Consider the following 24,236-nt stretch of genomic DNA (forward strand, 5'->3'; position numbering starts at 1 on the left):
TCAAGGAAACGCCCATTCAGACTTTGTGACAATTAATAAATGCGCGGCGCCGTGACTCGGCTAATCCAAGAGAGGGCACTCTCAAGGACGGGCTTATGCGCACAGGGATGTTGGCGCTTGCACTGGGTCTGTTGACCCTGGTTTTTTTGCCGGCCTTACCACCGGTCGGGATGTTGCTGGCGATGGTCTTGCTGGCGCTGATGCTGCTGCCGTTTCGCACCTACCCGCTGGCGTTGTTTCTATTGGGCCTGGTGTGGGCCTGTAGCAGTGCGCAGTGGGCGCTCGATAATCGCCTGGCGCCGGAGCTCGACGGCCAGACCCGCTGGATCGAAGGTCGGGTCGTGGGCTTGCCGCAGTACACACCCGGCGTGGTGCGCTTTGAGTTGGCCGATGCCCAGGCGCGGCGCACCGAGGTGCCGAAGTTGCTCCGGCTGGCCTGGTATGACGGGCCGCGGGTCAACAGCGGCGAACGCTGGCGGCTGGCCGTGAAGCTCAAGCGTCCCGTGGGCCTGCTCAACCCCCATGCCTTTGATTACGAGGCCTGGCTGTTGGCGCAACGCATCGGTGCCACGGCCACCGTCAAGGACGGACAGCGCCTGCAGCCTGCGCAATGGGCCTGGCGCGACGCGGTTCGCCAGCGTTTGCTGGCCGTCGACGCCCAGGGCCGAGAAGGGGCACTGGCGGCGTTGGTGCTGGGCGACAGCTCTGGGTTGAGCCGTGCCGACTGGCAAGTCCTGCAGGACACCGGCACCGTGCACTTGCTGGTGATTTCCGGACAGCACGTGGGTTTGCTGGCGGGGATGGTCTATCTGCTGATTGCGGGTCTCGCCCGGTATGGCCTGTGGCCGCAGCGCCTGGCGTGGTTGCCCTGGGCCTGTGGCCTGGCGTTCGCCGCGGCACTGGGCTATGGGCTGCTGGCGGGATTCGAGGTGCCCGTGCGCAGGGCCTGCGTGATGATTGGCCTGGTGTTGTTATGGCGCCTGCGCTTTCGCCATCTTGGGGCCTGGTGGTCATGGCTGCTGGCGCTCAATGCAGTGCTGCTGTTGGACCCCATGGCCAGCTTGCGCCCGGGGTTCTGGCTGTCGTTTGCTGCGGTGGCGGTGTTGATTTTCACCTTTGGCGGGCGACTGGGGCCGTGGCGCTGGTGGCAAACCTGGACCCGTGCCCAGTGGCTGATTGCGCTGGGCTTATGTCCGGTGCTGTTGATCCTCAACCTGCCCATCAGCCTCACCGGCCCCTTGGTCAATCTGTTGGCCGTGCCCTGGATCAGCTTGTTGGTCCTGCCCCCAGCCTTGTTGGGCACGTTATTGCTGCCGGTGCCCTATGTCGGGGAGGGCCTGTTGTGGTTGGCTGGCGGTTTGCTCGAGGGGCTGTTCGGCGCGCTGGCCTGGGTGGCGGGTAAACTGCCGGCCTGGGTGGCGCCGGCAGTACCTCTGTGGGCCTGGGCGATCGCCGTGCTGGGCGCGGTATTGCTGTTGCTGCCCAAGGGCTTGCCGCTGCGGTTGCTCGGCTGGCCGATGTTGCTGCTCCTGGTGTTCGCGCCGCTCCGGGAGCTGCCCGAAGGCCGGGCCGAAGTCTGGCAACTGGATGTCGGCCAGGGCCTGGCGATTGTGGTGCGCACCCGGCAGCACACCTTGCTCTATGACACCGGCCCGGGTTTTCGCGACTCTGACCTCGGAGCGCAGGTGGTCCTGCCGGCGTTGCGCAAGTTCGGTGTCCGCCACCTGGACCTGATGCTGATCAGTCACGCCCATGCCGATCATGCCGGGGGCGCTCGCTCGATCTGGCGTGGCCTACCGGTCACGCAGGTGATCAGCGGCGAACCGCCGGACCTGCCGGATGAATTGCGCGCTTTGCCCTGTACCAGTGGCAAGCAGTGGGAGTGGGACGGTGTGCGGTTTACCCTGTGGCATTGGCCTGGGGCGACTGACAGCAATCAGAATTCCTGTGTGTTGCAGATCGAGGCCAATGGTGAGCGCCTGCTGCTGACCGGTGATATTGACGCCCGTGCCGAGCGGGTGTTGCTCGGTTCGTCGCTGGCGGTCCACAGCCATTGGTTGCAAGCGCCACACCACGGTAGCCGCAGTTCTTCATCCGAGGCTTTTGTCCGCGCGCTGGCGCCCCAGGGGGTACTGATTTCCCGGGGGCATGGCAACAGCTTCGGTCATCCCCATCCGCAGGTGGTCGAGCGTTATCAACGCCTGGGAGTGCAGATCTATGACAGTGCCGAGCACGGCGCGGTGCGCCTGCTTCTGGGGGACTTCGCGGCGCCGCAGGCGATGCGTCGTGGAGCACGTTTCTGGCACAGAGCACCGTCCGTCAGCCCCGCACCCTGAGGCGGCGCGGCCTGGTGCCTTTGCCGGGCACGGTCGTCGGCGGGCCCGGCCTCTATGGCCTGTCGGTATGCTAAAGTGGCGCACTTTTTCGAGGGGACTGTCACTGTGTGGGAATTGGTCAAATCCGGCGGCTGGATGATGTTGCCGATCATTTTGAGTTCGATCGCTGCATTGGGCATTGTTGCCGAGCGCCTGTGGACCCTGCGGGCCAGCCGTGTGACCCCGGAGCACTTGCTCGGGCAGGTCTGGGTGTGGATCAAGGACAAGCAACTCAATAAAGAAAAACTCAAGGAATTGCGCGCCAACTCGCCGCTGGGGGAAATCCTCGCCGCGGGCCTGGCCAACTCCAAGCATGGTCGCGAGATCATGAAGGAGTGCATCGAAGAGGCTGCCGCCCGGGTCATTCATGAGCTGGAGCGCTATATCAATGCGCTCGGTACCATTGCGGCCATGGCGCCATTGCTGGGGTTGCTGGGTACGGTGCTGGGCATGATCGATATTTTCAGTTCGTTCATGGGCTCGGGCATGACCACCAACGCCGCGGTGCTGGCCGGGGGGATTTCCAAGGCCCTGATCACCACGGCCGCGGGCCTGATGGTGGGGATTCCGTCAGTGTTCTTCCACCGGTTCCTGCAGCGTCGTATCGATGAACTGGTGGTCGGCATGGAGCAGGAGGCGATCAAGCTGGTTGAAGTGGTGCAGGGCGACCGTGACGTCGACCTGACCGAGGGCAAAGCGTGAAATTCCGCCGCAAGCCACGGGAGAATGTGGACATCAACCTGGCGTCGCTGATCGACGTGGTGTTTATCCTGCTGCTGTTTTTCGTCGTGACCACTACCTTCACCCGGGAAACCCAGCTGCGTGTCGATTTGCCGGAAGCGGTCAGCGGCTCGCCGGCCGAAGATCAGCAGGCCAAGCAACTGGACATCGCCATCAGCGCCGACGGGACGTTCTCGGTGAACAACCAGGTGCTGCCCAAGAACGACCTGGCTAGCGTGATCGATGCGTTGAAAAAACAGTCCAATGGCGACACCAACCTGCCGCTGTCCATCAGCGCCGATGGCAAGACCCAGCACCAGGCGGTCATCACCGCCATGGACGCCGCCGGCAAGCTGGGATTCACCCATTTGCGCATGACCACTGTCGAGGCGGCTCCGGCACCCTGATGGCCATGTCCGATCGATTGCTCGCCGCGTGGTACGCCGGTCATCCGGCGCTTAAAGTCTTGTGGCCACTGGAGTGGTTGTACCGGCGCGTGGTCACGGCCAAGCGCCGGCGGTTCCTGGCGGGCGAGGGCGAGATCTACCAGCCCCCGGTGCCGTTGATCGTGGTCGGCAACATCACGGTCGGGGGCACCGGCAAGACGCCGTTGATTCTGTGGATGATCGAACACTGCCAGCGCGCCGGCCTGCGGGTCGGGGTGGTCAGTCGTGGCTACGGGGCGACGCCGCCGCAGTTGCCCTGGCGGGTCGAGGCGCAACAAACAGCCGCGATGGCCGGCGATGAGCCGCTGCTGATCGTCCAGCGCACTGGCGTGCCCTTGATGATCGATCCGGACCGCAGTCGCGCCGTCCGTGCGTTGTTGGCCGCCGAGCCGCTGGACCTGATCCTTTCCGACGACGGCATGCAGCATTACCGCCTGGCGCGCGACCTCGAACTGGTGCTGATCGATGCCGCGCGCGGCCTGGGCAATCGTCGTTGCCTGCCGGCTGGGCCGTTGCGCGAGCCGGTGGAGCGCCTGCAAAGCGTTGATGCGGTGCTGTACAACGGCGCCCTGGCTGATGCCGACGATGGTTTTGCATTCCGCTTGCAACCCACGGCTCTGGTCAACCTGTTAACCGGCGAGCGCCGCGGCCTCGAGCATTTTCCAGCGGGGCAGGCGTTGCACGCAGTGGCCGGGATCGGCAATCCGCAACGTTTCTTCACTACCCTTGAAACGCTACACTGGCAGCCTGTGCCACATGCGTTTGCCGACCACGCGCAATACAGCGCGGCGGCCTTGAATTTCACGCCATCGCTACCGCTGGTCATGACGGAAAAGGATGCGGTGAAATGCCGAGCCTTTGCTGCCCCCGACTGGTGGTACCTGGCGGTCGATGCTGCGCCTTCACCGGCTTTCGTGGCCTGGTTCGATACGCAGCTGATGCGGCTGTTGCCCGCACGTCTTTTGCCTTAAACGCTTTTTTCCAGGGAGTTTTTCATGGACACCAAATTGCTCGACATCCTCGCCTGCCCGATCTGCAAAGGTCCACTCAAGCTCAGCGCCGACAAGACCGAACTGATCAGCAAGGGTGCTGGCCTGGCATTTCCGATTCGTGATGGCATTCCGGTCATGCTGGAAACCGAAGCCCGTACCCTGACCACCGAAGAGCGCCTGGACAAATGAGCAACGCGTTCACCGTGGTGATTCCGGCGCGATTTGCCTCCACGCGCCTGCCGGGCAAGCCCCTGCAGATGATTGCCGGCAAGCCGATGGTCCAGCATGTCTGGGAACAGGCGCGTAAAAGTGCCGCCCAACGAGTGGTAATCGCCACTGACGACGCGCGCATTGTCGAGGCCTGCCAGGCCTTTGGTGGCGAAGTGGTGATGACCCGGGTCGACCACAACTCCGGCACTGACCGCCTGGCCGAGGTGGCCACCCAGTTGGGCCTGGCGCCAGATGCCATCGTGGTCAACGTCCAGGGTGACGAGCCGTTGATTCCGCCGAGCGTGATCGACCAGGTCGCCGCCAACCTGGCAGCCCATGCCGAAGCGGGCATGGCGACCCTGGCCGAACCGATCGAAGACCTTGAAACCCTGTTCAACACCAATGTGGTCAAGGTCGACAGCGACCTCAATGGCCTGGCGTTGACCTTCAGCCGGGCGACCCTGCCGTGGGCGCGCGACCAGTTCGCCAAGAGCCAGACGCAAATGCCTGAAGGCGTGCCGTACCGCCGTCATATCGGGATCTACGCCTACCGTGCCGGCTTCCTGCATGACTTCGTCAGCTGGGGCCCGTGCTGGCTGGAAGACACCGAGTGCCTGGAACAGCTGCGCGCGCTCTGGCACGGTGTGCGGATCCATGTCGCCGATGCCCTTATTGCCCCGCCAGCGGGGGTCGACACCCTTGAAGACCTCGAGCGCGTCCGTCGCCTGCTGGAGGCCTGATGCGGGTTCTGTTTGTCTGCCTGGGCAATATCTGCCGGTCGCCGACGGCCGAAGGCGTACTGCGGCATAAGCTGCGTGCAGCCGGGCTGACCGGGCAGGTCGACGTGGCTTCTGCAGGTACCGGCGACTGGCATGTCGGCAATCCGCCCGACAAGCGCAGCCAGGCCGCAGCCCTGCGCCGTGGCTACGACCTGTCGGCGCAACGGGCGCAACAGGTAACGCGTGCCGACTTCTCCAGCTACGACCTGATCCTGGCCATGGACCAGAGCAACCTGCGCCACCTCAAGACCCTGCAGCCCACCCAGGGCAAGGCTGAGCTGGACCTGTTCCTGCGTCGATATGAGTCGAGTGTCGATGACGTGCCGGATCCTTACTACGACGGTGAGCATGGCTTCGAACAGGTGCTGGACCTGATCGAGCAGGCCTGCGATTTGCTGGTGATTGAATTGAAGGGACGCTTATGACTTTGCACCTGCAGTCGCAGGTTTCGCTCAAGCCGTTCAACAGCTTTGGCGTGGATGTGCGCGCGCAGCTGTTCGCCGAGGCCCAAAGCGATGCCGACGTTCGCCAGGCGCTGGCGTATGCCGGCGACCACGGGCTGCCATTGCTGGTGATTGGCGCGGGCAGCAACCTGCTGCTGACGGCGGACATCCCGGCGTTGGTGCTACGCATGGCCACTCGCGGGATTCGCCAGTTGAGCGACGATGGCACGCGTGTAGTGATCGAAGCCGAGGCGGGCGAAGCCTGGCACCCCTTTGTGCTGTGGACGCTGGCGCAGGGCTTGTCGGGTCTTGAGAACCTCAGCCTGATTCCCGGCACGGTAGGCGCGGCGCCGATGCAGAACATCGGGGCCTACGGGGTGGAGATCAAGGACGTGTTCGCCGGGTTGACGGCCCTCGATCGCCAGACCGGCGAGCTGCGGGATTTCACCCTGGCCGAATGTAACTTCGCCTACCGCGACAGCCTGTTCAAGCAACAGGTTGGCCGCTGGTTGATCCTGCGGGTACGTTTTGCCCTGGACCGGGTCGAGCATTTGCACCTGGAATACGGTCCGGTGCGCCAGCGCCTGACCGAGCAGGGCATCGAGCGGCCGAGCGCCAGCGATGTCAGCCAGGCGATTTGCAGCATTCGCAGTGAGAAGCTGCCTGACCCGGCCGTGCTCGGCAACGCCGGCAGCTTTTTCAAGAATCCGCTGGTCGGCGCCCAGTTGGCCGCGCAAATCCGCCTCGCGCACCCGGGCCTGGTCGGTTATCCACAAGCCGATGGCCAGGTCAAACTGGCGGCCGGCTGGTTGATCGAGCAGGCGGGCTGGAAAGGTTTTCGCGAAGGTGACGCCGGAGTACACCGCTTGCAATCGCTGGTGCTGGTCAACTATGGCGGTGCCACCGGGCTTGAGTTGCTCGCGCTGGCGCAGCGGATCCAGAAAGACATATTCGAGCGTTTTAATGTCGAGTTGGAAATGGAACCGAACCGCTATTGAGCTACGCTTGAACGCTGAACCCAGAGCCCTGCACACCCTAATGGTTGCAGGGCTTTTTTGTTAATGATCAGTTAACGTGAGCTTCTGACGATGTTTTCATTTTGCTCCACCGAAGGCCCGGTGAAGACCCATCTTCACAAGAGAGCCCATTAGCCTGAGTCGATCTGCGTGTTCCGAACCCTCGCTACAGCGCGGCAGATAACTCGGCCCCATAACCTCATGCATATGCGGGCGTGCCCATGATTACCCTGAAGCTCAATGGTCAAGACCATCAACTGGACGTCACCGAGGACATGCCGCTGCTCTGGGCGATCCGCGACGTTGCCGGTTACAGCGGCACCAAGTTTGGCTGTGGCATGGGCCTGTGTGGTGCGTGCACCATCCATATCGACGGTGCCCCGGCGCGCAGTTGCATCACCCCGATCGGCTCGGTGGTCGGCCAGGACGTCAGCACTATCGACAACCTGCACCGCGATCCGCTCGGCCAACTGGTCCAGCAAGCCTGGCTTGATACGGCCGTGGCGCAGTGCGGGTTCTGCCAGGGTGGTCAGATCATGTCGGCCACGGCATTGCTCAAGACCCATCCCAACCCCAGCGATGAGCAGATCGAGACCGCGATGGTCGGCAATATCTGCCGCTGTGGCACCTATAACCGGATCAAGACTGCAATCCGCCAGGTGGCGACTCATCTGCAGGAGGCCAAGGCATGAGCCGCTTACCCAGTGATTTTGTCCTGAGCAACCTCAGTCGACGCGGCTTTCTCAAGGGGGTAGGCGCCACCGGTGCGCTGGTGCTGGCAGCCAGTTGGGGGTGGCAGGAGGCGTTCGCCGAGGACAAAAAGTTTGGTGCCGAGGGCATGCCCAATGGCTGGATCGATGACCCCAAGGTGTACGTCAGCATAGCCGTCGATGGCACGGTGACGGTGCTGTGCAACCGCTCGGAAATGGGCCAGGGCGTGCGCACCAGCTTGAGCATGGTGGTGGCCGATGAACTGGACGCCGACTGGGCCATGGTCAAGGTCCGCCAAGCGCCGGGCGATGAAGTACGTTTCGGCAACCAGGACACCGACGGTTCGCGCAGCATGCGCCACTGGTACGAGCCGATGCGCCGGTGTGGGGCTGCGGCGCGGAGCATGCTGGAGCAGGCGGCGGCCAATCAATGGCAAGTGCCGGTCGACGAATGCCGGGCGCAATTGCATACCGTCCGCCATCAGCCCAGTGGTCGTCAATTAGGTTACGGCACGCTGGCCGAGGCGGCCGCTGCCTTGCCGGTACCGGCGCGAGAAAGCCTGCGGCTGAAGCAGCCGTCGGAGTTTCGTTACATCGGCAAGGAGTCGGTGCGTGCCATTGACGGCGAAGACATTGTTACCGGGCGGGCGGTCTACGGCGCCGATGTGCACTTCGAAGGCATGCTCTTTGCCACCGTAGCGCGGCCGGCGGTGTATGGCGGCACGGTCAAGTCCTTTGATGCCAGTGCGGCGCTGAAGGTGCCGGGGGTGGTCAAGGTGATGCAGATCGACAGCCGGCCGATTCCCTCCGAGTTCCAGCCGCTGGGCGGTGTGGCAGTGATTGCGAGCAATACCTGGGCGGCGATCAAGGGGCGCGAGGCGCTGAAAATTGTCTGGGCCGACGGCGCCAATGCCGCATATGACTCGCTTGCCTACCGCAAGGAACTGGAGGCTGCTGCGCTCAAGCCGGGCAAGGTAGTGCGCAGCACCGGCAATATCGACGAGGCGCTGAACAGTGCCGACAGCAGCCTGGAAGCGTCCTATTACTTGCCTCACCTGGCACAGGCACCAATGGAGCCGATGGTTGCCGTAGCGCGCTTCAAGGATGGCCAGTGCGAAGCCTGGGCGCCGAGCCAGGCCCCCCAGGTCACCCGTGAGCGCATCGCCGAACGCCTGGGTATACCCTTCGACAAGGTCAGGGTGAACGTCACCTTGCTCGGTGGTGGTTTCGGGCGCAAGTCCAAGCCGGACTTCATCCTCGAGGCGGCGATCCTGGCCCAGGCGTATCCCGGCAAGGCGGTGCGGGTGCAGTGGACCCGTGAAGACGATATCCACAACTCCTACTTCCATACGGTTTCGGCCGAATACCTCAAGGCCAGTCTCAATCAGGACGGCATGCCATCCGGTTGGCTGCACCGCACCGTGGCGCCGAGCATCACCGCGTTGTTCGCGCCGGGTATGGATCACGAAGCCGCTTTTGAGCTGGGCATGGGCTTCACCAACATGGCCTATGCGATTCCCAACGTGCGCTTGGAAAATCCCGCAGCCGCTGCCCATACCCGGGTCGGCTGGTATCGTTCGGTGTCGAACATTCCCCATGGTTTCGCCATCCAGAGCTTTGTCGACGAGCTGGCGCACAAGGCCGGCCAGGATCCGCTGAAGTACCAGATCAAGCTATTGGGGCCTGATAGGCAGATCGACCCGCGGACCTTGAGCGAGGAGTGGAACTACGGCGAATCCCCCGAACGTTACCCGATCGACACTGCGCGTCTGCGTGCGGTGCTGGAAACTGCTGCCGAGGCAGCCGGCTGGGGTCGCGAGTTGCCCAAGGGCCGTGGCCTGGGGCTGGCAGTGCACTACAGCTTCGTCACCTATGTGGCGGCAGTCATCGAAGTTGAGGTCGGGGATGACGGGACGCTGGTGGTGCACAAGGCGGATATCGCCGTCGATTGTGGTCCGCAGATCAATCCCGAGCGTATTCGCTCGCAGTTCGAGGGGGCCTGCGTGATGGGCCTGGGCAACGCGGTGCTGGGGGAGATCAGCTTCAAGGACGGCAAGGTCCAGCAAGACAACTTCCATATGTACGAGGTGGCACGCATGTCCCTGGCGCCAAAGGTGCTGGCGGTGCATCTGGTCACGCCACCGGGCAATGTGCCGTTGGGCGGGGTCGGCGAGCCGGGCGTGCCACCGATTGCACCGGCCCTGTGCAATGCGATCTTTGCCGCGACTGGCAAGCGTATCCGCAGTTTGCCCGTGCGTTATCAGCTGCAAGGCTGGCAGCAGGAAAAGGCCTGATGGCGCGTGTGCAGCGCAATGTCGGCGCGATCATTCTCGCGGCAGGGCAGGGCAGTCGTTATCGACAAGTGGCCGGCGCCGACCAGGACAAGCTGCTGGCGCTGTGCAAAGGCCGCGATGGGGTTGTCCGGCCGGTGCTCGAGCATAGCCTGCGCAACTTGCCGGACAGCGTCCAGCCGCGCTGGCTGGTGACCACGCCGGACCGCCCCGAGGTCGCCCGGCTGGCCCGTGTCTACGGCTGCGAAGTGCTGTGGCTGGCATCGGCGGGCATGGGCGACAGCATCGCCGCGGCGGTGGCGGCCTGCCCAGGGTTGGAGGGATGGCTGGTGGTGCTGGGAGATATGCCGTTTATCTTGCCGACGAGTATTGATGAGGTGGTTGCCCAAGTGGCGGCCGATACCATCAGTGTGCCGGTGCAGGCGGGCGAGTTTGGCCACCCCGTGGGGTTTGGCGCATCGTTTGGCCCGGCGTTGATGGCTCTGTCCGGTGATCGTGGGGCCAAGCCGTTGTTTGCCACGGCCAAGGTGGTCGAGGTGGTGGTGAAGGATGGGGGGGTTCTGTGGGATGTGGATGTGCCGCAGGCGCTGGTTTTTGGTTAATCAGCCGGGTGATGCCTTTGTGGCTTGCCAGCGATGGACGTACCAACCTGGGAGCGGGCGCCGGTTCCCACGATAAAAAAAGCCCCGCCTGATTGCTCAGACGGGGCTTTTTAGTGGCGGATGGAATCAGGCGAGGGGTTTAGGCTCGTGCTCTTTTTCCAGGGCCTCAGGGTGTTGCTCTACCACTTCTTCAACGGAACGCAGGTTTTCGTCGATGGCAGGGGCAGCAGGCTCGGCAGCAACTTCAGCGACCGGTGCAGCAGTGGCAGCCAGTTCGGCTTCCTTCTGCAGGCGCTCGGCTTCGCGCTTGCGGCGACGCACTTCACGTGGGTCGTTCGGCGCACGACCGTTTTCGGTCAGGACCGCAGCTGGCGCAGCTTCGACCACCGGGGCGGCAGCTTCAGCCACTACCGGGGCTTCGACTGGCGCAGGTTCGGCAGCCACGGGGGCTGGCTCGGCAACCACTTCGGCAACCGGTGCCACAACCTCGGCAGCCACGGCTTCGACCACGGCTGGCTCAGCTACCCAGTTAAAGGCAGTCTGCTCTTCGCGGGCTTCAGGCGCCTGTTCGGCGACTGGTGCTTCGAAAGCAGGTGCTTCAACCACCGCAGGGGCTTCGACAACGGTCTCTACAGCGACAGGTGCTTCAACCGCGGCTTCGGCTTCAGCCACTACTTGCGGTTGTGCTTCAACAGTCTGGGCTTCAACCGCCGGAGCCACTTCTACAGCAGAAGCGGCTGGCGCTTCGACTGGAGTGGTGGCTTCCACGACTGGCGCTTCAACCTGGGCGGTTGGCTGAACAACTTCTTCAGTCACGGCGGCGGTTGCACGTTCAGCTTGCTGATGAGCCTCGGCTTCGGCTGGAGCACTGATCACGGTGCTGGCAACAGCGGCGGTCACGGCCAGGCCGGCAGCCAGTTCTGCGCCCGTAGGCTCTTCGCTGCCTTCGGACTCTTCCGAGCCTTCGATCACATTGCCATTGGCATCACGTTGACGCTCACGACGGTTGCTGCGGCGACGCTGGCCACGGGAGCGGCGGCGTGGACGATCGCCTTCGGCGTTGTCCTGGCCATCTTCCGGCAGTTGCTCTTCGCTGGTTACCAGTTCTTCTTCTTCGGCAACCGGGGCAGCAGCTTGTTCGGCACGTGGTTGACGCTCTTCGCGCGGCGGACGCGGTGCACGCTCTTCGCGCGGCTGGCGAGCCGGGCGCTCTTCAGCGACGGCGCTAGCAGCAACAGCAACGGCGGCAGCGGGTGCGGCATCCAGAGGTTCACGCAGTTCGCGCACTGGGCGGTCTTCACGATCGCCACGTGGCTTGCGCTCTTCACGTGGTGGACGTGGAGCACGCTCTTCGCGTGGGGCGCGAGGTGCGCGTTCTTCGCGAGCGACGGTCGGGGTCTCTTCACGGGCTTCGCGTGGTTGACGCTCTTCGCGCGGCTCACGTGGAGCGCGCTCTTCACGCGGTGCACGTTCTTCGCGTGGCTTGCGTTCTTCATCGCGGCGACCGTTACGGTTGCGGCTCTGCTGACGACCGTTGCGACGTTCTTCGTTGCGGGCTGGACGCTCGGCGGCAGGTTTTTCAACCACTACCGGAGCGGCTGGCTCTTCCTTGGTGGCGAACAGGCTGACCAGCGACTTCACCAGGCCCTTGAACAGGCTTGGCTCTGGTACCGCAACCGGAGCGACTACCGGAGCAGCTGCGACTTCAACCGGCACCGGTGCGTTGGCACGGGCGGGTGCAGTCTTCACGGCAGCTTCCTGGCGAACCAGGGTGCGGGTGGCGGCGGCCGGTTGCACTTCTTCCACTTCAGCCGCGGCAGCTGCGATTTCGTAGCTGGACTGGTTGGTGTGGGCTTCCGGGCTGTCATCGCGCAGGCGCTGCACTTCGAAGTGCGGCGTCTCGAGGTGATCGTTCGGCAGGATGACGATGCGGGCACGGGTGCGCAGTTCGATCTTGGTGATCGAGTTGCGTTTTTCGTTGAGCAGGAACGCTGCCACCGGGATCGGCACCTGGGCGCGAACTTCGGCGGTGCGGTCTTTCAGGGCTTCTTCTTCGATCAGGCGCAGGATCGCCAGCGACAGCGATTCAACGTCACGGATGATGCCGGTGCCGTTGCAACGCGGGCAGACGATGCCGCTGCTTTCGCCGAGAGACGGACGCAGGCGCTGACGGGACATTTCCAGCAGGCCGAAGCGCGAGATGCGACCGACTTGTACGCGAGCGCGGTCGGCTTCCAGGCATTCGCGGACTTTCTCTTCCACGGCGCGCTGGTTCTTGGCAGGGGTCATGTCGATGAAGTCGATGACGATCAGGCCGCCGATGTCGCGCAGGCGCAACTGACGGGCGATTTCTTCAGCGGCTTCAAGGTTGGTCTGCAGAGCGGTTTCTTCGATGTCGCTGCCTTTGGTGGCGCGCGCCGAGTTGATGTCGATGGACACCAGGGCTTCGGTCGGATCGATGACGATGGAGCCGCCGGAAGGCAGTTCGACAACGCGCTGGAATGCGGTTTCGATCTGGCTTTCGATCTGGAAACGGTTGAACAGCGGCACGCTGTCTTCGTACAGCTTGATCTTGCTGGCGTACTGCGGCATCACCTGGCGGATGAAGGTCAGGGCTTCGTCCTGGGCTTCAACGCTGTCGATCAGCACTTCGCCGATGTCCTGGCGCAGGTAGTCGCGGATCGCGCGGATGATCACGTTGCTTTCCTGGTAGATCAGGAACGGCGCGGAACGGTCCAGCGAAGCTTCTTTGATGGCGGTCCAGAGTTGCAGCAGGTAGTCGAGGTCCCACTGCATTTCTTCGCTGCTGCGGCCAAGGCCGGCAGTGCGCACGATCAGACCCATGTCAGCCGGGGCAACCAGGCCGTTCAGGGCTTCACGCAGTTCGTTGCGCTCTTCACCTTCGATGCGACGGGAGATACCGCCGGCACGTGGGTTGTTCGGCATCAGCACCAGGTAACGACCGGCCAGGCTGATGAAGGTGGTCAGGGCTGCGCCCTTGTTGCCACGTTCTTCTTTTTCGACCTGAACAATGACTTCCTGGCCTTCGCTCAGGACGTCCTTGATATTGACGCGGCCTTCAGGCGCTTTCTTGAAGTATTCGCGGGAGATTTCTTTGAGGGGCAGGAAGCCGTGGCGCTCAGAGCCGAAATCGACAAAGGCAGCCTCAAGGCTTGGTTCGATGCGAGTAATCCGGCCTTTATAGATGTTGGCCTTCTTCTGCTCGCGTGCACCGGATTCGATGTCCAGGTCGTAGAGGCGCTGGCCATCTACCAGTGCAACACGCAACTCTTCGGGTTGAGTTGCGTTAATCAGCATTCTTTTCATGTAGTACCGTCGGTTTCCGGGCTGCCGGAAACGGCGTTCGGCACACACGACTTCTCACGGTCGGTGTCAGGTGCGTCGGGAGTGGTTGGCCATTCCCGTGTCTAGCGAAGTCCGGCCAATGTGGGCCTTCATCGCGACGTACGCGTCCTGCTTGCTGTGGCTACTTAAGCACTCAGTCAGGAGGAGGAATCAACCGGCGACTGTGGACGAGATGAAGCGTCTAAATATAAGCCTAGTGCTACACGGTCCGACGGTTGTGCATCTCCACCCTACACGTATCCCTGATAATTCGGGTGCTGCCGCGCGCAGAATCCGCAGCGGGTTGGCATTTACCGTGTTCTCCAATGGGGAGTCCACGCTCATGGCTACACAAGACTGGGTGAAAGCTGTTTGGCTGGCTCCCAGCTTGTAACAGGCGTTGTTTCCGAAACTCTCGACCCAGGTGTGATTCGGGACTGACTGCACTTTGTGAACTGGCCGTAAATATCGGCGCAACAGACGAGTGGTACTCTGTTTGTTGCACTCGCTTCAGGCCTCATGTCACCTGCGCTTGTTACAATCACGAACCTTCCAGAAGATGCGAAAGCCCCGTAGGACGGCCTCGCGTCCTGATGAATTGCGTTGGTCAGGGCCGGCAACTTGCCGTTTGTCCTCTGTCCAGCCGCTTTTGGCGGCGTTCGCGACTATAGCAGCAATGATTAAGTGCTTCAATTCCATAAAAAATTGTTATCATTCGCGGCATGACGACTACTGCCCCCCCGACCCCAGCCGTACAACTGCTGGAGGTCTCGCCGGAATATGCCGGCCAACGAATTGACAACTTCCTTCTTGCTCGGCTCAAAGGTGTGCCCAAGACCTTGATTTACCGCATTTTGCGTAAAGGCGAAGTGCGCGTGAACAAAGGTCGGATCAAGCCCGAGTACAAGCTGCAGGCGGGCGACATCGTGCGCGTGCCGCCGGTGCGTGTGCCGGAGCGTGACGAGCCAGTGCCCCTGGCCCAGGGGTTGTTGCAACGCCTGGAAGCCTCGATTGTCTTTGAAGACAAGGCGCTGATCGTGATCAACAAGCCTTGCGGCATTGCGGTCCACGGTGGCAGCGGCTTGACCTTTGGGGTGATTGAGGCCTTTCGTCAGTTGCGTCCCGATTGCAAGGAGCTCGAGCTGGTGCACCGTCTCGACCGTGATACCTCCGGCCTGCTGATGATCGCCAAGAAACGCAGCATGCTGCGTCACTTGCACACGGCATTGCGCGGCGATGGTGTCGACAAGCGCTACATGGCGCTGGTTCGCGGCAACTGGGCGAGCTCGATCAAGCAAGTCCGGGCGCCGCTCGGCAAGAGCAATCTGCGCTCCGGCGAGCGCATGGTCGAAGTCGACGAGGAGGAGGGCAAGGAGTCGGTGACCGTGTTCAAGGTCCTGCGTCGTTTTGGCGACTTTGCCACCCTGATCGAAGCCAAGCCGATTACCGGCCGGACTCACCAGATCCGCGTCCACACCTTGCACGCCGGGCACTGCATTGCTGGCGATACCAAGTACGGCGAGGAAGGTTTCTCCAAGGAGATTCGCGATCTGGGCGGCAAGCGATTGTTCCTCCATGCCTACATGCTGACCGTGCCGCTGCCCGATGGCGGTGAGTTGAAGTTGCAGGCGCCAGTGGACGAAATGTGGGCCAAGACCGTGGAGCGCCTGAGTGCACCCCTCTGATTGCAAGCTACTGATTTTCGATTGGGACGGGACACTGGCCGATTCCATTGGTCGGATCGTCGAGGCGATGCACGTCGCGTCTGAACGCTCGGGTTTTGCGCTGTGCAGCGATCTGGCGGTCAAGGGCATTATCGGGCTGGGTTTGCCAGAGGCGATTCGCACCTTGTATCCGCAAATCGGTGATGCCGAGCTGTTGGCGTTTCGTCAGCATTATGCCGATCACTACATAGCGCTGGAGGCCGAGCCTTCGCCGTTGTTCGAGGGCGTGCTCGAGTCGCTTGAGGCGTTCCGCGCCGAGGGCTATCAGTTGGCCGTAGCCACTGGCAAGGCGCGTCGTGGCCTGGATCGGGTGCTGAAGTCCCATGGCTGGGAAGATTATTTTGATATCACCCGCGCCGCCGACGAAACCGCTAGCAAGCCGCACCCCTTGATGCTCGAGCAGATCCTGGCGCATTGCGCGGTCGGGCCTGGGCAGGCGCTGATGGTGGGGGATTCGTCGTTCGATCTGCAGATGGCTCGCAATGCCGGGATGGCGTCTGTGGCAGTCAGCTATGGCGCGCAATCCATAGAGGCGCTGCGTGCGTACGAGCCGTGCCTGGCCATTGATCATTTTTCGCAATTGCATGCCTGGCTGGGTCAGCAGGCCAATTAAGTTTGGGTTGGGGTAGATGCAATGACTGACGAATGGAAGGCGCCTGTCAAAGCCAGTGCTGAAGACGGCGAAGACAAGAGCTGGAAACTGCTGGAAAAAACCCTGCTGGCCGGTGTGCAGGAGCAGCGTCGCTCGCGGCGTTGGGGGATCTTCTTCAAGCTGTTGACCTTTGTGTACCTGATTGTCGCGTTGATCCTGTTCACGCCGCTGATGGACATTGAAAAGAGCGCGACGCGCGGCTCGGGCTACACCGCATTGATCGAGATCACTGGGGTGATTGCCGATAAAGAGCCGGCCAGTGCCGACAATATCGTCGGCAGCCTGCGTGCGGCGTTCGAGGATGCCAAGGTCAAGGGTGTCGTGCTGCGGATCAACAGCCCTGGGGGCAGTCCGGTGCAGTCCGGCTACGTCTATGACGAAATTGTGCGCTTGCGCGCCTTGCACCCGCAAATCAAGGTTTATGCGGTGATTTCCGACCTGGGCGCCTCGGGTGCCTACTACATTGCCAGCGCTGCGGACCAGATCTATGCCGACAAGGCCAGTCTGGTGGGTTCCATTGGTGTCACAGCGGCCGGCTATGGCTTTGTAGGTACCATGGAGAAGCTGGGTGTCGAGCGGCGTACCTACACCTCGGGTGAGCACAAGTCGTTCCTCGATCCGTTCCAGCCGCAAAAACCGGAAGAAACCAAATTCTGGCAGAGCGTGCTGGATACCACCCATCAGCAGTTCATCGCCAGCGTGAAGAAGGGGCGTGGTGATCGGCTCAAGGACAAAGATCATCCGGAGCTGTTTTCCGGGTTGGTCTGGTCGGGCGAGCAGGCATTGCCGCTGGGCTTGATCGATGGCCTGGGCAGTGCCAGTTCGGTGGCGCGGGACGTGATCGGTGAGAAAGAGCTGGTGGACTTCACCATCCAGGAATCGCCGTTCGATCGCTTCTCGAAAAAGCTCGGCGCCAGTGTGGCCGAGCAGTTGGCCATGTGGATGGGTTTTCAGGGCCCCGCCTTGCGCTGATTGCTGTATGAGATAAAAAAACCGGCCTGCGTGGCCGGTTTTTTTATGGTCTGTAGCAGCTGCCGAGCCCGCGAGGCTGCGTTCGAGGACGCAGTCCTCGCCGGGTGCGAGCTGCTACGGGATCTGCACGCCTTCGGCCAGTAGCATGTCTACCAGGCGAATCAGCGGCAGGCCGATCAGGCTGGTGGCGTCCGGGCCTTCGGTGCGTTGGAACAGGATTACCCCCAATCCTTCGGCCTTGAAGCTGCCAGCGCAGTCGTAGGGCTGCTCTGCGCGCAGGTAGCGCTCCACGCTTGCTGGGTCGAGCGTGCGCATGTGGACGGTAAAGGGGATGCAGTCGAGCTGGCAGTGGCCGCTCTGGCTGTTGAGCAGGGCCAGGCCGGTGAGGAAGGTCACGCTGGCACCGCTGGCGGCCAGCAGTTGTTCGCGGGCCTTGTCGAAGGTGTGGGGCTTGCCGATGATCTTGCCGTCGAGTACCGCGACCTGGTCCGAGCCGATGATCAGATGCCCCGGATGGCTGGCGGCCAGTGCCTGGGCCTTGGCTTGTGCCAGGCGCCTGACCAGCTCGGTGGCGGACTCGCCCGCCAGTGGGCTTTCGTCGATATCCGGGGAGCTGCAGGTAAAAGGCAACTGCAGGCGAGCCAGTAATTCGCGGCGATAAACCGAGCTTGAAGCGAGTAATAAAGGCAACATAGGGCTCTCCAGAAGTCAGTCGCAAATTCTAGCGGGGCCTGCAAGTGACGGACAGGACTGAATTTCCTTTGACAAGGGCGGGTGCATCCCTATAATGCTGCGCCTATGTTGAATGACCCGATTCCACCTCACGTTGACCCGCGCAAATTGGCTGATCGTGGCACCACCCTTCAAGGTGAAATGCTGCTGGCCGATTTGGAGAGACTCTGCGACCCGCTTTCCGACAATGTCGGTACGGTGCAGGCTAAATTCGTTTTTGAACGAGATGAACGTAAATCTGTGGTGATCCACAGCTTTATCGACACCGAGGTCAAAATGGTTTGCCAGCGTTGTCTTGAGCTGGTCACCCTGCCGATTCACAGCGAATGCAGTTATGCTGTGGTAAAGGAGGGTGCGAATACCCAGTCGTTGCCGAAAGGTTATGACGTGCTGGAACTGGGCGAAGATCCTTTGGATCTGCAGTCACTGATCGAGGAGGAGCTTTTGCTCGCCTTGCCCATTGTGCCTGCTCATCATCCGGAAGAATGCCAGCAGCCGGCGGGTCTCGATGAGCCCGAACCGAGCGAGGACGAGGTAACGCGGTCCAACCCGTTCAGTGTATTGGCGCAGTTAAAGCGTGACCCAAACGTTTAGGAGTTAATCAATTATGGCTGTTCAGCAGAACAAAAAATCCCGCTCCGCCCGTGACATGCGTCGTTCGCACGACGCTCTCGAGGCAAGCACTCTGTCCGTAGAAAAGACCACTGGTGAAGTTCACCTGCGTCACCACGTATCGCCAGAAGGCGTATACCGTGGCCGTAAAGTGATCGACAAGGGCGCTGACGAGTAATCCTTGTCCGCTCAAGTCATCGCGATTGACGCAATGGGCGGGGACTTCGGTCCCCGCAGCATTGTTCAGGCCAGCCTTGCTTGCCTGTCTGCTACGCCCTCGCTACACCTGACCCTCGTCGGTCAACCCTCCCTTCTTGAAGAACTGATCGCTGGCCAATCGGCTGTGGATCGCGCGCGCCTGTCGATTGCTCCGGCGTCTGAAGTCATCACCATGGACGAAAAGCCTGCCCAGGCCCTGCGTGGCAAGCCCGATTCGTCGATGCGCGTGGCGTTGGAGTTGCTGCGTGAAGGCAAGGCCCAGGCCTGTGTCAGTGCCGGCAACACCGGCGCGCTGATGGCGTTGTCGCGGTTCGTGCTCAAGACGTTGCCGGGTATCGATCGGCCAGCGATGGTCGCGGCGATCCCGACACAAAAGGGTTACTGTCAGTTACTGGACCTGGGGGCTAACGTCGATTGCAGTGCCGAGCACCTGTTCCAGTTCGCGGTGATGGGTTCGGTGGCGGCCGAGACGCTGGGGATCGCCCGGCCCCGGGTGGCGTTGTTGAATATCGGCACCGAGGACATCAAGGGCAATCAGCAGGTCAAGCTTGCGGCGACCCTGTTGCAAGGTGCCCGGGGCCTGAACTACATCGGTTTTGTCGAGGGTGACGGCCTGTATCGGGGTGAGGCGGATGTGGTGGTCTGTGATGGTTTTGTCGGCAACATCCTGCTCAAGTCCAGCGAAGGCCTGGCGACCATGATTGCCGGGCGTATCGAGGCCTTGTTCAAGCAGAATCTTGCATCAAGGATGGTCGGGGCCCTGGCCTTGCCCTTGATGAAGCGTTTGCAGGCTGACCTGGCGCCCGCCCGGCACAACGGCGCGAGCTTCCTCGGGTTGCAGGGGATCGTGGTCAAGAGCCACGGTTCAGTTGGCGTGCAGGGCTTTCAGAGTGCGATCCAGCGAGCCTTGATCGAGATCCAGGAGAATCTGCCGCAGCGACTCCATGGGCGTCTCGAGGATTTGCTGCTTTAGGCATTTTCGTCGGACAATGCTTAAATGTGACCGCTCAGTTCAATTGGCCATCCAACTGTCAGTTTCTTGCGTCCCCACAGCGGGGCGTCAACTCTCCGACGACAAGATCATTAGGGGCTTGTTACATGTCTGCTTCCCTCGCATTCGTCTTTCCAGGACAGGGTTCGCAGTCCCTCGGCATGCTGGCCGAGCTGGGCGCGCAATATCCGCTGATCCTCGAAACATTCAAAGAAGCTTCCGATGCTCTGGGTTACGACCTGTGGGCACTGACCCAGCAAGGGCCGGAAGAGCAGCTCAATCAAACCGACAAGACCCAGCCGGCCATCCTCACTGCCTCGATCGCCCTGTGGCGCCTGTGGCTGGCTGAAGGCGGTGCGCGTCCGGCTTATGTGGCCGGTCACAGCCTGGGCGAATACAGTGCCCTGGTCGCGGCAGGCAGCCTGAGTCTGGGCGACGCCGTGAAGCTGGTCGAACGTCGTGGTCAACTGATGCAGCAAGCCGTTCCGGCCGGGCAGGGTGCCATGGCGGCGATTCTCGGCCTGGACGACGCTGACGTGCTGGCGGCCTGTGCCGAAGCGGCGCAAGGCGAGGTGGTCAGCGCGGTCAACTTCAACTCCCCGGGCCAGGTGGTGATCGCCGGTGCCAAGGCGGCCGTCGAGCGTGCCATCGAAGGCTGCAAGGCGCGGGGTGCCAAGCGCGCCATGCCGTTGCCGGTCAGCGTGCCGTCGCACTGTGAGCTGATGCGTCCTGCGGCCGAGCAGTTTGCCGAGTCCGTCGCCGCGATTGACTGGCAGGCCCCGCAGATTCCAGTGGTGCAGAACGTCAGCGCACAAGTGCCGGCCGATCTACAGACCCTCAAGCGTGATCTGCTCGAGCAACTGTTCAAGCCAGTACGCTGGGTCGAGTCCGTACAGGCGCTGGCGGCCAAGGGCGCGACCAACCTGGTCGAGTGCGGCCCGGGCAAAGTCCTGGCCGGCCTGAACAAGCGTTGCGCCGAAGGCGTGTCGACATCCAACCTCAATACCCCAGACGCTTTCGCTGCCACCCGTGCAGCGTTGGCCTGAATCAGGAGAAGCTTGCATGAGTCTGCAAGGTAAAGTTGCACTGGTCACCGGTGCGAGCCGTGGCATCGGCCAGGCTATCGCCCTGGAATTGGGTCGTCAGGGTGCCATCGTGGTGGGTACCGCTACTTCCGCCGCGGGTGCCGAGCGCATTGCCGCCACCCTGAAGGAAAATGGTATTCAAGGCACGGGCCTGGAGCTCAACGTCACTAGCGACGAGTCCGTGGCCAGTGTTCTGGCGAGCATCCAGGAGCAATTCGGTGCGCCGGCGATCCTGGTCAATAACGCCGGTATCACCCGCGATAACCTGATGATGCGGATGAAAGATGACGAATGGCATGACGTCGTCGATACCAACCTGAACAGTCTGTTCCGCCTGTCCAAGGGTGTTTTGCGCGGCATGACCAAGGCGCGTTGGGGTCGAATTATCAGTATTGGTTCGGTTGTGGGTGCCATGGGCAACGCAGGCCAAGTAAACTATGCAGCCGCCAAGGCAGGTCTGGAAGGTTTCAGTCGCGCTTTGGCCCGTGAAGTGGGCTCGCGCTCGATTACGGTCAACTCGGTGGCTCCTGGGTTCATCGACACCGATATGACCCGCGAACTGCCTGAAGCGCAGCGTGAAGCCCTGCAGACACAAATTCCGCTGGGTCGTCTGGGGCAAGCTCAAGAGATCGCGTCTGTGGTCGCTTTTCTTGCGTCGGACGGTGCGGCTTACGTTACTGGGGCTACAATCCCGGTGAACGGCGGGATGTACATGAGTTAAATGTGACGGATCGCTTCAAAAAAATGTCATACGAGCTGTCTAAAATCCGTTATAAAGCTGCAATCTATTTATAGGCAGCCGGTCGTCAGGGTTTGAGGAGTGAAGCTTTCAGTTGAAAAACTGAAAAGCCTTTCTATACACTTACCCACTGGCCAGCTGCCTGAATTTGTCCATTAGGAGTGAAAACAAGGTATGAGCACCATCGAAGAGCGCGTCAAGAAAATCGTTGCTGAGCAACTGGGCGTTAAAGAAGAAGAAGTGGTGAACACTGCTTCCTTCGTTGAAGACCTGGGTGCCGACTCCCTTGACACCGTTGAGCTGGTGATGGCTCTGGAAGAGGAATTCGAGACCGAAATCCCTGACGAAGAAGCTGAGAAGATCACTACTGTACAAGCTGCCATCGATTACGTTACTAGCCACCAGGCGTAATAGTTTGTAATCGTTGTTAGCTGTCATGGAAAAACCGCACTGCCATCATGGCGTGCGGTTTTTTCTTTAGGTCTGATGCAAAGTCGTCATTTGAAAAAAGGAGAGTGCTGTGTCGCGTAGACGCGTCGTAGTCACCGGTATGGGTATGTTGTCGCCACTGGGCACGGATGTGCCGAGCAGCTGGCAGGGCATTCTGGCTGGCCGCAGTGGCATTGGTCTGATCGAACACACTGACCTTTCTGCCTATTCCACTCGTTTTGGCGGCTCGGTAAAGGGCTTCAATGTCGAGGAGTACCTGTCGGTCAAGGAAGCTCGCAAACTCGACCTGTTCATTCAATACGGTCTGGCGGCCGGGTTTCAGGCGGTGCGTAATGCCGGCCTGGAAGTCACCGATGCCAACCGTGAGCGTATCGGCGTGGCTATGGGCTCGGGTATTGGCGGACTGACCAATATCGAAGAGACCAGCCGCACGCTGCATGATTCCGGGCCGCGACGGATTTCGCCGTTTTTCGTGCCGGGCTCGATCATCAATATGATTTCCGGTTTCCTGTCGATCCACCTGGGTATACAGGGACCTAACTACGCCATTGCCACTGCCTGCACCACCGGTACTCACTGTATCGGCATGGCTGCGCGCAACATTGCCTACGGCGAAGCCGACGTGATGATTGCCGGTGGTGCCGAGATGGCCGCCTGTGGCCTGGGCATGGGTGGCTTTGGTGCTGCCCGTGCACTCTCCACGCGCAATGACGAGCCGACCCGCGCCAGCCGTCCATGGGACAAGGGCCGTGATGGTTTTGTACTGTCCGACGGTGCCGGGGCCCTGGTTCTCGAAGAGCTGGAGCACGCCAAGGCACGCGGGGCGACCATCTACGCCGAGCTGATTGGCTTTGGTACCAGCGGCGATGCCTATCACATGACCTCGCCTCCGGCGGACGGTGCCGGTGCTGCTCGCTGCATCGCCAACGCCCTGCGTGATGCGCGGATCAATGGCGACCAGGTGCAGTACATCAATGCCCACGGCACCTCGACCTCGGCCGGCGACCTCGCCGAAGCCCAGGCGATCAAGACCGTGTTCGGCGATCACGCCTACAAGCTGGCCATCAGCTCGACCAAGTCCATGACCGGCCACCTGCTGGGTGCCGCGGGCGCCGTCGAGGCGATCTTCAGCGTGCTGGCGATCAACGGCCAGGTCGCGCCGCCAACCATCAACCTGGACGAGCCGGACGAAGGCTGCGATCTCGATTTTGTGCCGCACACTGCGCGTAACATGGATATCGACGTAGTGCTGTCCAACTCCTTCGGGTTTGGTGGCACCAACGGCTCCCTGGTGTTCCGTCGGTTCGTCGACTGATGGAAAGCTGGGTCGACGGTCAGCCGGCTGACGCACTGTCGCTAAAAGACCGCGGCCTGGCCTACGGCGATGGCTTGTTCGAGACCATCGCCGTCAGGGGCGGCCAGCCGGTATTGCTGGAACGCCACCTGCAACGCCTGGCCGAGGGCTGCTCACGCCTGGCACTGGCGGCGGATCACAGGCTGATTCGCGCCGAACTGGTGGCGTATGCCGCCGAACTCGGCGACGGCGTGCTCAAGCTGATCCTGACCCGAGGCGACAGTCAACGCGGTTATGCCTTCGACCCTGCAACTGCGCCGCGGCGTATCCTGCAAGGCAATCCCCCTGCACATTACCCCGGCGTTCATGCCGAGCACGGCGTGCGCCTGTTCCCCTGTGCCACGCGTTTGGCCAGCCAGCCGCTGCTGGCGGGCCTCAAGCACCTCAATCGTCTTGAGCAAGTCCTTGCCCGCGCCGAGTGGCAGGGGCCTGAGTGCGCAGAAGGGTTGATGTTGGACGTAGATGCCCGAGTCATCGAGGGTGTGTTCAGTAATTTGTTCATCGTGCGTGATGGCGTGCTGCTGACCGCTGATTTGCGCCGATGTGGTGTCGCCGGGGTGATGCGGGGCGAATTATTGTTTCAAGCCAAGTCACTGGGGATCCCCACTGAAATCACCGACATCAGCCTCGAACAACTGCAACAGGCCGATGAAGTCTTTGTCTGCAACAGCGTCTACGGCATCTGGCCGGTAAACGCATATGCTGCGCTGAGCTGGCCGGTTGGGCCGCTCACCCGTAAACTGCAGGGAATTGCCCGCGCGCTACTGGATGCTTGAT

24 protein-coding genes are annotated in these 24,236 nt (G+C 61.8%); 22 read left to right on the plus strand and 2 right to left on the minus strand.

Annotated elements, in window-relative coordinates:
- Window positions 1–95 precede the first annotated feature (95 nt).
- The 11 genes from QMK50_RS22100 to QMK50_RS22150 all read left to right on the plus strand — a co-directional run bounded on the left by QMK50_RS22100 (window position 96) and on the right by QMK50_RS22150 (window position 10,584).
- Window positions 96–2,336, plus strand: a complete 2,241-nt coding sequence (locus tag QMK50_RS22100; RefSeq protein ID WP_320333939.1) for a DNA internalization-related competence protein ComEC/Rec2 — start codon at window positions 96–98, stop codon at window positions 2,334–2,336.
- 105 nt (window positions 2,337–2,441) lie between these two features.
- Window positions 2,442–3,077 carry a MotA/TolQ/ExbB proton channel family protein gene (locus QMK50_RS22105; protein ID WP_162530197.1) on the plus strand — a complete coding sequence of 212 codons (636 nt, stop codon included), beginning with the start codon at window positions 2,442–2,444 and terminating at the stop codon, window positions 3,075–3,077.
- The gene (locus tag QMK50_RS22110) at window positions 3,074–3,502 is read left to right on the plus strand and encodes a biopolymer transporter ExbD (RefSeq protein ID WP_320333940.1); all 429 of its coding nucleotides are present in this window, start codon (window positions 3,074–3,076) and stop codon (window positions 3,500–3,502) included. Before QMK50_RS22105 ends, QMK50_RS22110 begins: the two co-directional genes overlap by 4 nt.
- Complete coding sequence (gene lpxK, locus QMK50_RS22115) at window positions 3,502–4,512, plus strand: tetraacyldisaccharide 4'-kinase (protein WP_095167617.1); 1,011 nt, start codon at window positions 3,502–3,504, stop codon at window positions 4,510–4,512. Before QMK50_RS22110 ends, lpxK begins: the two co-directional genes overlap by 1 nt.
- Before the next feature lie 24 nt (window positions 4,513–4,536).
- Window positions 4,537–4,722 (plus strand): Trm112 family protein, encoded by a 186-nt coding sequence (locus tag QMK50_RS22120; RefSeq protein WP_095167619.1) that lies wholly within the window; start codon window positions 4,537–4,539, stop codon window positions 4,720–4,722.
- On the plus strand, window positions 4,719–5,483 hold the full coding sequence (gene kdsB / locus QMK50_RS22125) for a 3-deoxy-manno-octulosonate cytidylyltransferase (protein WP_320333941.1): 765 nt from the start codon (window positions 4,719–4,721) through the stop codon (window positions 5,481–5,483). Before QMK50_RS22120 ends, kdsB begins: the two co-directional genes overlap by 4 nt.
- Window positions 5,483–5,947, plus strand: a complete 465-nt coding sequence (locus tag QMK50_RS22130; RefSeq protein ID WP_159994492.1) for a low molecular weight protein-tyrosine-phosphatase — start codon at window positions 5,483–5,485, stop codon at window positions 5,945–5,947. The genes kdsB and QMK50_RS22130 overlap by 1 nt, the downstream gene beginning before the upstream one ends.
- The gene (gene murB / locus QMK50_RS22135) at window positions 5,944–6,963 is read left to right on the plus strand and encodes a UDP-N-acetylmuramate dehydrogenase (RefSeq protein ID WP_320333942.1); all 1,020 of its coding nucleotides are present in this window, start codon (window positions 5,944–5,946) and stop codon (window positions 6,961–6,963) included. The genes QMK50_RS22130 and murB overlap by 4 nt, the downstream gene beginning before the upstream one ends.
- 239 nt (window positions 6,964–7,202) lie before the next feature.
- Complete coding sequence (locus QMK50_RS22140; protein WP_320333943.1) at window positions 7,203–7,673, plus strand: (2Fe-2S)-binding protein; 471 nt, start codon at window positions 7,203–7,205, stop codon at window positions 7,671–7,673.
- Window positions 7,670–9,985, plus strand: a complete 2,316-nt coding sequence (locus QMK50_RS22145) for a xanthine dehydrogenase family protein molybdopterin-binding subunit (protein ID WP_320333944.1) — start codon at window positions 7,670–7,672, stop codon at window positions 9,983–9,985. The genes QMK50_RS22140 and QMK50_RS22145 overlap by 4 nt, the downstream gene beginning before the upstream one ends.
- Window positions 9,985–10,584 carry a nucleotidyltransferase family protein gene (locus tag QMK50_RS22150; RefSeq protein WP_413787305.1) on the plus strand — a complete coding sequence of 200 codons (600 nt, stop codon included), beginning with the start codon at window positions 9,985–9,987 and terminating at the stop codon, window positions 10,582–10,584. The genes QMK50_RS22145 and QMK50_RS22150 overlap by 1 nt, the downstream gene beginning before the upstream one ends.
- Window positions 10,585–10,710: 126 nt before the next feature.
- On the opposite strand, the gene rne is transcribed toward QMK50_RS22150, so the two are convergent.
- Entirely contained in the window at window positions 10,711–13,911 is a 3,201-nt protein-coding gene (rne, locus tag QMK50_RS22155; RefSeq protein WP_320333945.1) for a ribonuclease E, read from the minus strand.
- A gap of 740 nt (window positions 13,912–14,651) precedes the next feature.
- On the opposite strand from rne, the gene rluC reads away from it, so the two are divergent.
- From rluC to sppA, 3 genes are read left to right on the plus strand one after another with little or no spacing between them, the layout of a single operon-like run.
- Window positions 14,652–15,614, plus strand: coding sequence for a 23S rRNA pseudouridine(955/2504/2580) synthase RluC (gene rluC, locus QMK50_RS22160; protein ID WP_095167632.1), 963 nt, complete (start codon window positions 14,652–14,654; stop codon window positions 15,612–15,614).
- A complete protein-coding gene (locus tag QMK50_RS22165; protein ID WP_320333946.1) occupies window positions 15,601–16,266 on the plus strand; it encodes an HAD-IA family hydrolase in 666 nt (221 codons plus the stop codon). The genes rluC and QMK50_RS22165 overlap by 14 nt, the downstream gene beginning before the upstream one ends.
- 21 nt (window positions 16,267–16,287) lie before the next feature.
- A complete protein-coding gene (sppA, locus tag QMK50_RS22170) occupies window positions 16,288–17,277 on the plus strand; it encodes a signal peptide peptidase SppA (RefSeq protein ID WP_320333947.1) in 990 nt (329 codons plus the stop codon).
- Window positions 17,278–17,391: 114 nt separating this feature from the next.
- Here sppA and QMK50_RS22175 read toward each other — a convergent pair whose 3' ends face one another.
- Window positions 17,392–17,970: a Maf family protein gene (locus tag QMK50_RS22175; RefSeq protein ID WP_159994504.1), complete on the minus strand. Its 579-nt coding sequence runs from the start codon at window positions 17,968–17,970 to the stop codon at window positions 17,392–17,394.
- A 105-nt stretch (window positions 17,971–18,075) separates the two neighbouring features.
- Here QMK50_RS22175 and QMK50_RS22180 point away from each other — a divergent pair, with 105 nt between their 5' ends.
- The 8 genes from QMK50_RS22180 to pabC all read left to right on the plus strand — a co-directional run bounded on the left by QMK50_RS22180 (window position 18,076) and on the right by pabC (window position 24,235).
- Window positions 18,076–18,603 carry a YceD family protein gene (locus QMK50_RS22180; RefSeq protein WP_008050439.1) on the plus strand — a complete coding sequence of 176 codons (528 nt, stop codon included), beginning with the start codon at window positions 18,076–18,078 and terminating at the stop codon, window positions 18,601–18,603.
- Between the two features lie 13 nt (window positions 18,604–18,616).
- Complete coding sequence (gene rpmF / locus QMK50_RS22185; protein WP_003179396.1) at window positions 18,617–18,799, plus strand: 50S ribosomal protein L32; 183 nt, start codon at window positions 18,617–18,619, stop codon at window positions 18,797–18,799.
- 3 nt (window positions 18,800–18,802) lie between these two features.
- Window positions 18,803–19,813 carry a phosphate acyltransferase PlsX gene (plsX, locus tag QMK50_RS22190; protein WP_320333948.1) on the plus strand — a complete coding sequence of 337 codons (1,011 nt, stop codon included), beginning with the start codon at window positions 18,803–18,805 and terminating at the stop codon, window positions 19,811–19,813.
- A 125-nt stretch (window positions 19,814–19,938) separates the two neighbouring features.
- On the plus strand, window positions 19,939–20,877 hold the full coding sequence (gene fabD, locus QMK50_RS22195; RefSeq protein WP_095167640.1) for an ACP S-malonyltransferase: 939 nt from the start codon (window positions 19,939–19,941) through the stop codon (window positions 20,875–20,877).
- A gap of 16 nt (window positions 20,878–20,893) precedes the next feature.
- Complete coding sequence (gene fabG, locus QMK50_RS22200) at window positions 20,894–21,637, plus strand: 3-oxoacyl-ACP reductase FabG (RefSeq protein WP_095167642.1); 744 nt, start codon at window positions 20,894–20,896, stop codon at window positions 21,635–21,637.
- Between the two features lie 192 nt (window positions 21,638–21,829).
- Window positions 21,830–22,066 (plus strand): acyl carrier protein, encoded by a 237-nt coding sequence (gene acpP / locus QMK50_RS22205; RefSeq protein ID WP_003175607.1) that lies wholly within the window; start codon window positions 21,830–21,832, stop codon window positions 22,064–22,066.
- A 109-nt stretch (window positions 22,067–22,175) separates the two neighbouring features.
- The gene (gene fabF, locus QMK50_RS22210) at window positions 22,176–23,420 is read left to right on the plus strand and encodes a beta-ketoacyl-ACP synthase II (protein WP_095167644.1); all 1,245 of its coding nucleotides are present in this window, start codon (window positions 22,176–22,178) and stop codon (window positions 23,418–23,420) included.
- On the plus strand, window positions 23,420–24,235 hold the full coding sequence (gene pabC / locus QMK50_RS22215) for an aminodeoxychorismate lyase (protein WP_320333949.1): 816 nt from the start codon (window positions 23,420–23,422) through the stop codon (window positions 24,233–24,235). The genes fabF and pabC overlap by 1 nt, the downstream gene beginning before the upstream one ends.
- The last annotated feature ends 1 nt before the right edge of the window (window position 24,236 follow it).

The sequence above is a fragment of the Pseudomonas sp. P5_152 genome (genome assembly GCF_033989915.1).
Lineage (GTDB): Bacteria > Pseudomonadota > Gammaproteobacteria > Pseudomonadales > Pseudomonadaceae > Aquipseudomonas.

Bases quoted from the DNA above. Each gene is read 5' to 3' on its own strand.
- pabC (WP_320333949.1), top strand. From the start codon at position 23,420: ATGGAAAGCTGGGTCGACGGTCAGCCGGCTGACGCACTGTCGCTAAAA.
- QMK50_RS22175 (WP_159994504.1), bottom strand. From the start codon at position 17,970: ATGTTGCCTTTATTACTCGCTTCAAGCTCGGTTTATCGCCGCGAATTA.
- QMK50_RS22145 (WP_320333944.1), top strand. From the start codon at position 7,670: ATGAGCCGCTTACCCAGTGATTTTGTCCTGAGCAACCTCAGTCGACGC.
- rpmF (WP_003179396.1), top strand. From the start codon at position 18,617: ATGGCTGTTCAGCAGAACAAAAAATCCCGCTCCGCCCGTGACATGCGT.
- QMK50_RS22140 (WP_320333943.1), top strand. From the start codon at position 7,203: ATGATTACCCTGAAGCTCAATGGTCAAGACCATCAACTGGACGTCACC.
- QMK50_RS22100 (WP_320333939.1), top strand. From the start codon at position 96: ATGCGCACAGGGATGTTGGCGCTTGCACTGGGTCTGTTGACCCTGGTT.
- murB (WP_320333942.1), top strand. From the start codon at position 5,944: ATGACTTTGCACCTGCAGTCGCAGGTTTCGCTCAAGCCGTTCAACAGC.
- rne (WP_320333945.1), bottom strand. From the start codon at position 13,911: ATGAAAAGAATGCTGATTAACGCAACTCAACCCGAAGAGTTGCGTGTT.
- QMK50_RS22150 (WP_413787305.1), top strand. From the start codon at position 9,985: ATGGCGCGTGTGCAGCGCAATGTCGGCGCGATCATTCTCGCGGCAGGG.
- fabD (WP_095167640.1), top strand. From the start codon at position 19,939: ATGTCTGCTTCCCTCGCATTCGTCTTTCCAGGACAGGGTTCGCAGTCC.
- QMK50_RS22130 (WP_159994492.1), top strand. From the start codon at position 5,483: ATGCGGGTTCTGTTTGTCTGCCTGGGCAATATCTGCCGGTCGCCGACG.
- QMK50_RS22120 (WP_095167619.1), top strand. From the start codon at position 4,537: ATGGACACCAAATTGCTCGACATCCTCGCCTGCCCGATCTGCAAAGGT.
- acpP (WP_003175607.1), top strand. From the start codon at position 21,830: ATGAGCACCATCGAAGAGCGCGTCAAGAAAATCGTTGCTGAGCAACTG.
- sppA (WP_320333947.1), top strand. From the start codon at position 16,288: ATGACTGACGAATGGAAGGCGCCTGTCAAAGCCAGTGCTGAAGACGGC.
- kdsB (WP_320333941.1), top strand. From the start codon at position 4,719: ATGAGCAACGCGTTCACCGTGGTGATTCCGGCGCGATTTGCCTCCACG.
- QMK50_RS22180 (WP_008050439.1), top strand. From the start codon at position 18,076: ATGTTGAATGACCCGATTCCACCTCACGTTGACCCGCGCAAATTGGCT.
- rluC (WP_095167632.1), top strand. From the start codon at position 14,652: ATGACGACTACTGCCCCCCCGACCCCAGCCGTACAACTGCTGGAGGTC.
- fabG (WP_095167642.1), top strand. From the start codon at position 20,894: ATGAGTCTGCAAGGTAAAGTTGCACTGGTCACCGGTGCGAGCCGTGGC.
- lpxK (WP_095167617.1), top strand. From the start codon at position 3,502: ATGGCCATGTCCGATCGATTGCTCGCCGCGTGGTACGCCGGTCATCCG.